The sequence below is a fragment of the Aeromonas sp. OTU364 genome (genome assembly GCF_038440395.1).
Lineage (GTDB): Bacteria > Pseudomonadota > Gammaproteobacteria > Enterobacterales > Aeromonadaceae > Aeromonas.
Genome location: NZ_JASATR010000016.1, coordinates 108,227 through 119,607, shown reverse-complemented (window position 1 = coordinate 119,607; position 11,381 = coordinate 108,227). Strand labels below are relative to the sequence as shown.

Here is an 11,381-nt window from a genome sequence, read left to right as displayed (position 1 = left end):
TGGCCACGAGGTCATAGTGAGTTTCCTCGAAGGGGACCCGGACCAGCCCATCGTTACCGGCCGCACCTTCCACGCCACCAACCGCCCGCCGTACGAGTTGCCGGCCAACAAGACTCGTACCGTGCTGCGCACCGAAACCCACCAGGGGGAGGGGTTCAACGAGCTGCGCTTCGAAGACCAGGCGGGCAAGGAAGAGATCTATATCCACGGTCAGAAAGACCTGAACCTGCTCATCGAAAACGACGCCGCCTGGCATATCAAGCACGACGAGCATCGGGATATCGACAACGAGCGGGTGACCCGCATCAAGGCCAACGACCACCTGACGGTGGAGGGGGAGAAGCGTGACCAGATAAAGGCGGACTATTCGCTCACCGTGGATGCCAGCATGCATCAGAAGCTTGGCCAGTCATTGCTGGTGGAGGCCGGGCAGGAAGTGCATATCAAGGTGGGCGACAAGCTGGTGCTGGAGGCAGGTTCCGAGATCACCCTCAAGGGCGGTGGCAGCTTTGTGAAAGTTGACCCGAGCGGCATCAAGCTGGTCGGCCCCACCATCAAGCTCAACGCCGGCGGCAGCCCGGGGTCAGGATCCGGCTGGGGTGGCAAGGCTCCCGTGGTGCCCAAGGGGGTCGAAGTGGTCAAGGCTCCCGAGCTGGTTGAGCTCATCAAGGCCATCCCCACCGAGAAGGCGATGGAGGCACTGCTCAAGGAGCAGAAGCCTGGCGCGTTCTACCTCTTTTCTGAATAAGGAAACAGCATGAAGTTTGCATTTCCCATCCTCACCGCCAAAGGGGAAGAGTTCAAGGACGTCAAGGCGCTGACATCGCTGATCAATGGCGAGCAATCGGGTCACTATCTTCTTGGCAACCACAACAAGTGGCATGGCGGTATTCATATCAGCGACAAGAGTGCCCCCTGGTGCATGGATAAGTATCCCGTCAGAGCCATTGCCGATGGCAAGGTGGTGGCATTTCGGATGATGGAGGATTATCTCACCTCTGAATTCCAGGGGGAGTCGTTGCGTTATTCCAACTGCTTCTGCCTGGTGCAACATGAATATTGCGAGATAAACACCGAAACGAAGGCAAAAAACGAGTTCACCTTCTATTCGCTCTATATGCATTTGCTGCCCTGGAACCAGTATCAGACCGCCGAGAAGCTGGTACTGAAAAAGGGCTGGAATGCGCGTAATTCCGTTCCTCACGCCAATCCCGATGTCGATCAGCAGCGTGCCGATGCTGCCTTGCCTCGTTTCACCTTGCCCAAGGATACCGAACTGGAAATGGACAGCAGTGCGCCATCCCAAAAGGGGAATGTCGGGGGCAAGGTGTATGACTTCATCAAGGTGATCATCAAGAGCCCGCTTTCCAGTGCCCAGATAAAAGAGGCCGAGAAGTCTGGTGTTGTGGTCAGTGAAGGAAGTTCGGTCTGGATCGCCAATAGCCCGGACGCTGTTGAGGTGATTAAACCCAACCTGCCTACCTGGCTATTCGATCAGATAGAGGCGGAACTGCTGACCAATATGGTTGGCCGTGCGGATCCTGGAGTTGATGGGCCTACAGGTCGTCTGATGGCAGGAGACAGAAGCGTATCTCTGCCTGCGGGTACCAAGTTGCAGTATGATGCACACCAATTGGAATTCCATTGGATTGGTGACAAGGCGCGCAAGATGGCCAGATGCAACTATGTGATGCCGACTGTGGAGGGGGCGCCCGGTAGCTGTGGCATGGCCTGGGTATGCGTTGAGGATGAATTTATCAGGGTGAATGTGCGTACGCCTTCTCACCTCGGTGAGATCTATGTGCTGCCATCCCCCGTGGCTATCGCGGCGGGCGAAACCATGGGTTACCTCGGTCTGGTGGAAACGCCAGGCTCCCTGATAGGGGGCAAGAAGAGCAAGCATCAAGTGCATCTCGAGGTGTTCACCCAGGATCCTCGTCTTGACGACGTGCTGGCCAACAAGGCGGGAACAAAAGGCGGCGCTACCTATGCCAAGGTGCCGGCGGAGCTCATTTTGTCCGAGAAGAAAACGCAGGACGGTAAAGATCTCTGGGTTGCGACCGGTGACAAGAGTCTGGAAGAACTGGTTGAATCACCCAGGCTTGAAAAAGACGCTGCCAAGCAGGAGTGGGTCTGTGTTTCGTCAGGAAAATATGTCAAGAAAGAACAAGTGGAGCTGTTGAGCCAACACGACTGGCTGAAGATTGGTTTTAAAAAGGTCGATGGTTCAGGCTCCGACGGCTACCTGGATCCTGATGCACCGCCAGCATTCTTTACCAATCTGGTAAAAAGCTTTGATACGGATGTCAATGGGGAACTTAGCAGTGAAGAGATCCAGGCTGCACTGCAAAATAGTGGTAATGCCGATCAACTTCATAAGCTAATCGTCAAGCATCCCAGCGAGTGGTATGAGAAGTCGTCAGCCAGCAGTTATCTATGGCTGGACAAGTTGATGGCCGTAATTGGTCTACCCGATTTTGACAAGCTGGTAGATCACGAAAAACAGCGTATCGATAAGCTTGAGTGGATGCAGAGTGCTGCTAAGTTAACACTTGAGAAAGATAGCTGGCACTTTTCGCCTGTCGGAATTATGGCGCTAGCAATGGAGGCCCCAAATGGGCACCCTAAAACGTATATAGGTGACACTTTAAACGAAATTGAATTTTTGTCTTTCTATAATGGTGAAGTAGTTGAAGAGTCAGATTATGTCAATGCTGCTTCTGAGCTTGGTTGTGAGGTAAATGCTATAAAAGCAGTAGCATTAACTGAAACCGGTAGTACAGGCAGTTATTATAAGTTTTCAGATCAGGATGATGCAGTGCTTTCTATTTTGTTTGAAAGACATAAATTTAGTAATATGACGAGTGGGAAATATGATAAGTCTCACCCTGAAATATCTAACCCTGTGGGGGGCGGATATGGGGCATATAAAGTTCAGTATAGGAAACTTATGCTGGCCTACTCATTGGATAAGAATGCTGCACTAAAAGCAGCATCTTGGGGGAAGTTCCAGATATTAGGTTCCAACCACTTGAGTGCTGGATATAAAGATGTAAATGAATTCGTTAGTTCGCTCAGTGTTTCAGAAAAAAACCATCTTAAAGCTTTTGTTAATTTTATAAAGGCTGATAATAGATTGCTCAAAGCTATTCGAGCAAAGGATTGGTTAGCATTTGCACTAGTGTACAATGGTCCTAGGCAGAAAGGGTATGATAAACGAATGAAGGATAATTACAATGCGCTCTAATATTTATATATTCATGTTGCTTTATTTAATTTCAGCTTCTTCGTATAGCAGCGAAAACGTGTATTTTTCTTGTGAGACTGATAAAGGTGACGTTAAATTATTCGTTGATGGAAATATATTGAATTATGAATTCTCGAAAGATGATAAGACTGAGCTTTCTTATCACTCATTGGGAGATGGGTTTAGTGGATTCAGCCATAATTATTACTATAGATACCAGACTGAATATGGAAAGGTTTCTTTCAGTAAAGGGAAATACAAGTATTCGATTTTTAGTAACTACGAAGGAAATGAAGAAATGTCAGGTGTAATAGTAACTATATCCGAAAAAGAATATAACATCCCTTGCAGAAAAACAATTACAAACAAACTTGTGGATCTTATCCCCTTGCTACAATGTGATAAAGAAGATGCATTGGGATGTTACCCAGATTAATAATATCTCTAATGTTATTTTTTGGGGAAGAGGATGCTGATTAATGAATCTTTTTTTAAGAAGGTTGCACGTCGCTTTTTATATCATCATTCCTATGTACACATATGCCTATAGTACCTGCAATGATGGACTATCATATTATGTGTCCACTAATATTTTAGATAATGAGCCTATTAGTGTTTTATCAATAAAGCATAACGGAGATATAAAATCATTCACAATTCCATTTGCCGCTGAAAACAGTTTGTGTAAACAAATAAATAATGATGGGCTTATAAAAATAACTGTTACTGCTGATAGACCAAAACTGAGCGCATTATATTATTTTGATGCTTCTGGTAAGTTTAATTATATAGGCAGTGCATCTATTTCAACAAGCTCAGGCGAGGAGCGAATAAGTGGTATTGGCGAAATAAATAAGGGCGATGGAATCACTGCAGTTAATTTGGCAGGGGTAGCAAGTGAAGATGCTTCTATCATAAGTAAAATCATAAATATTCCTTATGTTCATACAGATAATAAAGTGTCAGACCTATACAGTGAAATGCGTTATATTGAGATAGATGCATTGTCAGAGAGTACTGGGAACAAAATTTGTAACAGTGACGAGAGCGTGTTCTATTACTGTAAGACAAAATCGGGGAAAAATCTGAACTTATGTTACTCTCCTTTCTCAGGAGACATAACATATAATTATGGCAAGCAGGGAAAGGTGCTATCACTTAATGATTTTTCATTGATGGGTGAGATATTTAGTTTTAAGAATAAAAACACGATGTACAATGTGTCACCTGATAAAGGTGAGATATCAGTGATCCAGAATGGCAAGAAGTTATCTGTTATTTCATGTACATGAAATATTTCTTTTTGTACAGATTCTATTATATGTACAGATCTAGTTATCACCAGACACCGGCTTAAGGCCGGTTTTTTTATATCCATGATCGCGTAGTTACGGCTCTCAGGTTCGTTCTCTTTTATCTGAGCATCGAGCTCAGCTGCGTTCGTTTTTGTCGGGGATGTTGCCTGTGAGGTTCCCATTGAAGCCTTCCCTGGGTGTGGCATTAACAAGTTGGATGTAGGCAGCAGTGGCAGGTCCTGATGATTAGCAATCCAGGTTTGATTAATTAATCGGTCTTGTACTGCTTTTTCCAAGCTTTCTTTGCGTACCCCACTTGGAAAAATTGCGGTCCCAGTATCGATAACAGCCAATATCATCCGCAGGAGAATGATACTGTGACAACGCGTTCATTTTGAGAGATGGATCATTCTAATCACTCGAAGTTTAAATGTTTTTAATTCCAGTCGTTCAACTAATAACCCCTAATGGGTATTTTTTTGGTTGAGAATGATTTTCGATAACCTATTGCTGTATATGGATTTTTTTGTTTTGTGGTGATGAGTTTTATCGGTGGCTAATGACCTTCCACTTGATGGAGATCAACATAAAGGGGGAGGGGGAGGCATAGCATTCCCGCCATTAAGCATTTGTCAAACAATGCTCACTGACGGGAATAAAAAGAATGGTCGAGGATACTTTTTTATCGGCTCATGGAATTAATCGCCGTGACTTTATTAAATTGTGCGCCGGGATGGCCGCAACCCTGGGGTTAAGCCAGAATGCGGTGGCCAAGATGGCCACCGCGCTCACCAGCCCGGAGCGGCCGCCGGTGATCTGGATTGGGGCGCAGGAGTGCACCGGCTGTACCGAATCGCTGCTGCGGGCCACCCACCCCACCATAGAAAACCTGATCCTCAATACCATTTCGCTGGAGTACCACGAGGTGCTCTCGGCGGCCTTTGGTCATCAGGCGGAAGAGAACAAGCACAACGCCATCAAGCGTTATAAAGGCAAGTATGTGCTGGTGGTGGATGGCTCCATTCCGCTCAAAGATGGTGGCGTCTACTGCATGGTGGCCGGTGAGCCCATCGTCGACCATATTCGCCGTGCAGCTGCCGATGCGGCTGCGGTCATCGCCATCGGCTCCTGCTCCGCCTGGGGCGGTGTGCCCGCCAGTGGTGGTAACCCGACCGGCGCCGTCAGTCTGGAAGAGGCGCTGGGCAATATCGGCACCCCCATCATCAATATCCCGGGTTGCCCGCCCAATCCCCACAACTTCCTCACCACGGTCGCTTACTACATCACCTACGGCAAGCTGCCGGCGCTGGATAGCAAGAAGCGTCCGCTGTTTGCCTACGAGCGACTGATCCACGAGAACTGCGAGCGTCGTCCGCACTTCGACGCAGGTCGTTTTGCCAAGGAGTTTGGCGATGAGGGGCACCGTCAGGGCTGGTGCCTCTACCATCTGGGCTGTAAAGGACCGGAGACCTACGGCAACTGCTCGACCCTGGAGTTCTGCGATGTGGGCGGCGGCATCTGGCCGGTCGGCATCGGCCACCCCTGCTATGGCTGCAACGAGCAGGGGGTGGGTTTTAGCAAGGGGATCTTCCAGCTCGCCAAGGTCGAAAACCCGACCCCGCGGGTGGATAAACCCGATGTGAAGATCCAGGAGGGGGGCTATACCCCGCCCACCGCGACGGGCCTTATCGGTGGCGCCCTCGGGGTGCTGGTGGGGGTGAGTCTGATGACGGTGCGTGAACTCGGTCGCCAGCAGAAGCGCCACGAAGCCGGGCAGCACCCATCACGGGAGGAGTAACCGTGAACAGACGAAACTTCCTCAAATTCGCCTCTGCCAGCGCGCTGGCGGCAGGGGCTGCTGTGCCCGGCACCGCACTGGCGGCGGCCAAGAACAAACCGCCCATTCCCGGGTCGCTCGGCATGTTGTATGACTCCACCCTCTGCGTCGGCTGTCAGGCCTGTGTGGCGGAGTGTCAGCGTTTGAATGGCAACCCGGCCAATCCGGAGGGCGCACAGACTTGGTCCACCAACGACAAGCTGACGCCCTACACCAACAACATCATTCAGGTGTGGAAGAGCGGCACTGGCGAGCACAAGGATCAACTGGTGGATGGCTACGCCTACATCAAGAAGCAGTGCATGCACTGTGTCGATCCCAACTGTGTCTCGGTCTGTCCGGTGCAAGCGCTGACCAAAGATCCCAAGACCGGCATCGTTCACTACGACCCGGACGTCTGTACCGGCTGCCGTTACTGCATGGTGGGCTGCCCGTTCGATGTGCCCAAATATGACTACGACAATCCGCTGGGGGCGATCCACAAGTGCGAGCTCTGCAACCAGAAGGGGCTTGAGCGGATCGATCAGGGCAAATTGCCCGGCTGTGTCGAGGTGTGTCCCACCGGCGCCGTGATTTTCGGCACCCGCGAGGAGCTGATGGCCGAGGCCAAGCGTCGCCTGCTGGCGACCCCGGGCAGTGAATATGCCTATCCGCGCCAGACCTTCAGCGCCAACGATCCCTACCTGCATCAGGTGCCCAACTACCAGCCTTACGTCTATGGCGAGAAGGAGGGGGGCGGCACCCAGGTGCTGGTGCTGGCCGGGGTGCCCTATACCAAGCTCGATATGCCCGACTTGCCGGAGCTCTCCTCCGGTGCCCGCTCCGAGCATATCCAGCACACCCTCTACAAGGGGATGGTGCTGCCCATGGTGGTGCTGACCGGACTCTCGGTGCTCATTCGCCGCAACAGCAAGAAGAGCGGTCACGATCACCATCACGATGATGGTCATGATCAGAGCCGCGCTCAGATTAAAGATCAGGGCTCGTCAAAGGGAGGCAAGGATCATGAGTAATCACAAGGCACATCCCCTCGGCGGCAAGCTGGTCAGCTGGCCGGTGCTGGTGCTGGCCCCCTTTGCCGTGTTGTGCGGCATGTTGATCTTGAAACGCCTCTTCTTCGGGCTGGGTTCGGTCACCGACCTGAATGGTGGTTACCCCTGGGGGTTGTGGATCTCGTTCGATCTGTTGATCGGCACCGGTTTTGCCTGTGGCGGCTGGGCGCTGGCCTGGGCTGTCTATGTGTTCAATCGGGGCGAGTATCACCCGCTGGTGCGACCGGCGCTCTTGGCGAGCCTGTTCGGCTATTCGCTCGGCGGTCTCTCCATCACCATCGACGTGGGGCGTTACTGGAATCTGCCCTACTTCTACCTGCCCGGTCACTTCAACACCTCCTCGGTGCTGTTCGAGACGGCGGTCTGCATGACCATCTATATCGGGGTGATGGCGCTAGAGTTTGCGCCGGTGCTGCTGGAGAAGTTCGGCTGGAAGGCGTCACTCATTCGTCTCAACAAGATCATGTTCTTCGTGCTGGCGCTCGGGGCCCTGCTGCCCACCATGCACCAATCCTCCATGGGCTCCCTGATGATCGTCGCGGGGGAGAAGATCCATCCGCTCTGGCAAAGCTACGAGCTGCTGCCGGTCTTTTCGCTTCTGACCGCCTTTATCATGGGTTTTTCCATAGTCGTGTTCGAAGGCTCCCTGGTGCAGGCGGGACTGGCGGGGCGGGGCCCCAACGAGAAGTCGCTCTTCTACAAGCTGACCCAGGTGATCGACATCTTCCTGATCCTGTTTGTGGCGCTGCGCTTTGCCGAGATCGTCATCAATGACAAGTCGGAATACCTCTCCGAGTGGAATCGCTACGCCTTGATGTTCTGGAGCGAGATCGCGCTGATGATCTTCCCGCTGCTGGTATTCCACTGGGACAAGAGTCGCCGGGATTCGCGCATGTTGTTCCTGGGGGCCCTCAGCATGCTGCTGGGCGCAGCCCTCTGGCGACTGGACTACTCCCTGCTCGCCTTCAACCCCGGCAATGGCTACCACTACTTCCCCTCTGCGGAGGAGGTGCTGATCTCCCTGGGCTTCGTCGCCATCGAGGTGTGTGCCTATTTGCTGTTGATCCGGCTGCTGCCGGTACTGCCATCACTTGAACGTGTTCACCAAGATTATCAGGCCCGAGGGAAAGCCAACGTATGAGCCAACGTATCACCATAGACCCCATCACCCGCATTGAGGGGCACCTGCGTATTGACTGCGAAATCGAAGGCGGAAAAGTGACCAAAGCCTGGTCGTCCGGCACCATGTGGCGCGGGATGGAGGAGATCGTCAAGGGCAACGACCCGCGCGATGCCTGGATGATTGTGCAGCGGATCTGCGGGGTATGTACCTCCATTCATGCAATCGCTTCGGTGCGGGCGGTGGAGAATGCCATCGGCGCCAAGGTGCCGGTCAATGCCCAGTTCATCCGCAACCTCATCATCGCGGCCCACAACATCCACGATCACATCGTTCACTTCTACCAGCTCTCCGCGCTGGACTGGGTGGACATCACGGCGGCCCTCGAGGCCAATCCACAGAAGGCGGCGGATATCCTCAAGGGGGTATCGACCTGGTCCCTCAACAGTGCCGATGAGCTGACCAAGGTGCAGGATAAAATCCGCGCGCTGGTGGCCAGCGGCCAGCTCGGTATCTTTGCCAACGGCTACTGGGGTCACAAGGAGATGAAGCTGAGCCCGGAGGTGAACCTCATCGCCGTGGCCCACTACCTGCAGGCACTGGAGTGCCAGCGCGATGCCAACCGCATCGTCGCCATCCTCGGCGGCAAGACTCCCCACATCCAGAACCTGGCGGTGGGCGGCGTGGCCAACCCCATCAACCTGGATGCGCCGAGCGTGCTCAACCTGGAGCGGCTGCTCTATGTGAAGAGCTTTATTGATCGGCTCGGCGAGTTTATCGAGCAGGTCTACAAGGTGGATGCCGCCATCATAGCCGCTCACTACCCCGAGTGGCTGACGCTGGGGCAGGGGGCCAAGCACTACCTGAGCGTGCCGGAGCTCCCCACCGACGCCGACGGTGGCAGCTTCCTGATGCCGGGCGGCTATATCGAGAATGGCAATCTGGCGGGGTATCGCCCCATCGAGAGCCATCAGGATGGCTGGTTGATGGACGGTATCGCCGAGAGCAACAAGCACGCCTGGTACAAGGATGACGAGCCGCTCAAGCCGTGGGAGGGCAAGACCGAGCCCGACTACACCGGCTGGCAGGATGACGGCAAATACTCCTGGGTCAAATCCCCCACCTTCTACGGCAAGGTGGTGGAGGTGGGGCCGCTCGCAGACTTGCTGGTGAAACTGGCCGCCAAACACCCGGAGACGGTGGCGCACTTCGACCAGTTGAATGGCATCTACAAGGCACTCACCGGCTCGGCCATCAAGACCGAACAACTGCACTCCACCCTGGGCCGCATCATCGGCCGGGCGGTGCGCTGCTGCGTGCTCAAAGACACCCTAGCGCACCAGTGGAAGGCGCTGGTCGACAACATCGGCAAGGGGGATGTCAGCGCCTACATCAAGGCGGAAATCCCGGCGGACAAGGAGTTTCGCGGGGTGGGCTTTGAAGAGGCACCGCGCGGCATGCTCTCCCACTGGATCGTCATCAAGGGCGGCAAGATCGCCAACTATCAGGCGGTGGTGCCATCGACCTGGAACTCGGGTCCGCGCAACTTCAATGACGAACCTGGCCCCTACGAGCAGGCGCTGGTAGGTACCCCGGTGGCGGATCCGGCCAAACCGCTGGAAGTGGTGCGCACCATCCACTCGTTCGACCCCTGCATGTCCTGCGCGGTGCACGTGGTGGATACCCAGAATGGCGAAACGACCCAGGTGAAGGTGCTGTGATGAACACCCTGATCCTGGGCGTGGGCAACCTGCTGCTGAGCGACGAGGCCGTCGGTGTGCGCATCGTCGAGGCGCTGGGGCGCGAATACCGTTTCGCCCCCGGCATCGAGCTGCTCGATGGCGGCACGGCTGGCATGGAGCTGCTCGAAGCGATGGCCAGTCGCGACCACATCATCTTGGCGGACGCGGTGCGCAGCGGCAATCCGCCGGGTACCGTGGTGACCCTGCAGGGCGAGGAGATCCCGACCCTGTTTGGCCGCAAGATCTCACCGCACCAGCTCGGGCTGGCAGATGTGCTCTCGGCGCTGCACATGACGGGGGAGTCGCCAAAGCGGCTCATTCTGATCGGCATAGAGCCTGAATCTCTCGAACCGCGCATCGGCCTCACCCCTGTGGTGTCGGCTGCCATGGGGGAGGCGACGGATCGGATTTTGACCCTGCTGGCCAGTGTCGGTGCCCCCGCCATCCCGCTCTCTGAGCAGGAAAAAGCCGAACAAGCACGGGAGGGCCTATGGCGCAGTCCCATTTAAGCGAGCTTGATGCCGTGCAGGAGTTCTCGGGTTTTGCCAGCAATCCCGCGCCCCTGCTGGCTGCCCAGTACGAACGGATCGCTCGCGAAGAGATGCAGGCGTTGCCCTTCTATCACGCCACCATGCCCATAGTGGCCGAGTGCGTGCTGTTTGACGGTCAGTGGCTCGGCTGTGTGCTCACCCCCTGGATGCTGAGCGTGGTGGTGCTGCCGGGGCCGGATCAGCTGTGGCCGGTGCGCAGCAGCAGCGATCGGCTCGCCCTGCAGCTCCCCTGCGGCAACATGACCTTTATGGTGGGGGAATTGCCCGAGACGGGACAGCTGCTGGCCTGCTCCCTGATGTCGCCGCTCGATCCCCATCTCGGGGCCGAGCAGGGGCGCTCGCTGGTGAGCAGCACCCTCAAAATGCTGCACTCCTTGCCGCTGCAGCAAGGCGGTGACGTGGATCTGGGTCGGCGCCGGCTGTTTGGAGCCCGCCGCAGCCAGGGGCTAGGCGCCACCGAGTCCTAGGTTTCAGGGATCATCCGCCATAGTTCGGGGGCCCCTGTCGGCCCCCTCGTTCGATGAGTCGCCCGGCGCC

10 protein-coding genes are annotated in these 11,381 nt (G+C 54.6%); all 10 read left to right on the top strand.

The features are described 5' to 3' along the window. Nucleotides 1-748, top strand: a 748-nt coding sequence (locus AAHB08_RS15820; RefSeq protein ID WP_446699539.1) for a type VI secretion system Vgr family protein, incomplete at its 5' end; no start/stop codon positions are given. 9 nt (nt 749-757) lie between these two features. After that, nucleotides 758-3,247: an N-acetylmuramidase family protein gene (locus AAHB08_RS15815; RefSeq protein WP_342059461.1), complete on the top strand. Its 2,490-nt coding sequence runs from the start codon at nt 758-760 to the stop codon at nt 3,245-3,247. After that, complete coding sequence (locus AAHB08_RS15810; RefSeq protein ID WP_342059460.1) at nt 3,237-3,683, top strand: hypothetical protein; 447 nt, start codon at nt 3,237-3,239, stop codon at nt 3,681-3,683. The genes AAHB08_RS15815 and AAHB08_RS15810 overlap by 11 nt, the downstream gene beginning before the upstream one ends. 142 nt (nt 3,684-3,825) lie before the next feature. After that, nucleotides 3,826-4,539 carry a hypothetical protein gene (locus AAHB08_RS15805; protein ID WP_342059459.1) on the top strand — a complete coding sequence of 238 codons (714 nt, stop codon included), beginning with the start codon at nt 3,826-3,828 and terminating at the stop codon, nt 4,537-4,539. A gap of 667 nt (nt 4,540-5,206) precedes the next feature. Next, nucleotides 5,207-6,340, top strand: coding sequence for a hydrogenase 2 small subunit (hybO, locus tag AAHB08_RS15800; protein ID WP_342059458.1), 1,134 nt, complete (start codon nt 5,207-5,209; stop codon nt 6,338-6,340). Between the two features lie 2 nt (nt 6,341-6,342). Then, a complete protein-coding gene (hybA, locus tag AAHB08_RS15795; RefSeq protein WP_342059457.1) occupies nt 6,343-7,392 on the top strand; it encodes a hydrogenase 2 operon protein HybA in 1,050 nt (349 codons plus the stop codon). After that, a complete protein-coding gene (gene hybB, locus AAHB08_RS15790) occupies nt 7,385-8,572 on the top strand; it encodes a Ni/Fe-hydrogenase cytochrome b subunit (protein WP_139744840.1) in 1,188 nt (395 codons plus the stop codon). Before hybA ends, hybB begins: the two co-directional genes overlap by 8 nt. Beyond that, the gene (gene hybC, locus AAHB08_RS15785) at nt 8,569-10,272 is read left to right on the top strand and encodes a hydrogenase 2 large subunit (RefSeq protein ID WP_342059456.1); all 1,704 of its coding nucleotides are present in this window, start codon (nt 8,569-8,571) and stop codon (nt 10,270-10,272) included. Before hybB ends, hybC begins: the two co-directional genes overlap by 4 nt. Beyond that, the gene (locus tag AAHB08_RS15780; protein WP_342059455.1) at nt 10,272-10,802 is read left to right on the top strand and encodes a HyaD/HybD family hydrogenase maturation endopeptidase; all 531 of its coding nucleotides are present in this window, start codon (nt 10,272-10,274) and stop codon (nt 10,800-10,802) included. The genes hybC and AAHB08_RS15780 overlap by 1 nt, the downstream gene beginning before the upstream one ends. After that, a complete protein-coding gene (gene hybE, locus AAHB08_RS15775; protein WP_342059454.1) occupies nt 10,784-11,311 on the top strand; it encodes a hydrogenase-2 assembly chaperone in 528 nt (175 codons plus the stop codon). The genes AAHB08_RS15780 and hybE overlap by 19 nt, the downstream gene beginning before the upstream one ends. Nucleotides 11,312-11,381 lie beyond the last annotated feature (70 nt).

Coding starts and splice junctions, on each gene's coding strand:
- AAHB08_RS15815 (WP_342059461.1), top strand. CDS start 758: ATGAAGTTTGCATTTCCCATCCTCACCGCCAAAGGGGAAGAGTTCAAG.
- AAHB08_RS15810 (WP_342059460.1), top strand. CDS start 3,237: ATGCGCTCTAATATTTATATATTCATGTTGCTTTATTTAATTTCAGCT.
- hybO (WP_342059458.1), top strand. CDS start 5,207: ATGGTCGAGGATACTTTTTTATCGGCTCATGGAATTAATCGCCGTGAC.
- hybB (WP_139744840.1), top strand. CDS start 7,385: ATGAGTAATCACAAGGCACATCCCCTCGGCGGCAAGCTGGTCAGCTGG.
- hybC (WP_342059456.1), top strand. CDS start 8,569: ATGAGCCAACGTATCACCATAGACCCCATCACCCGCATTGAGGGGCAC.
- AAHB08_RS15780 (WP_342059455.1), top strand. CDS start 10,272: ATGAACACCCTGATCCTGGGCGTGGGCAACCTGCTGCTGAGCGACGAG.
- hybE (WP_342059454.1), top strand. CDS start 10,784: ATGGCGCAGTCCCATTTAAGCGAGCTTGATGCCGTGCAGGAGTTCTCG.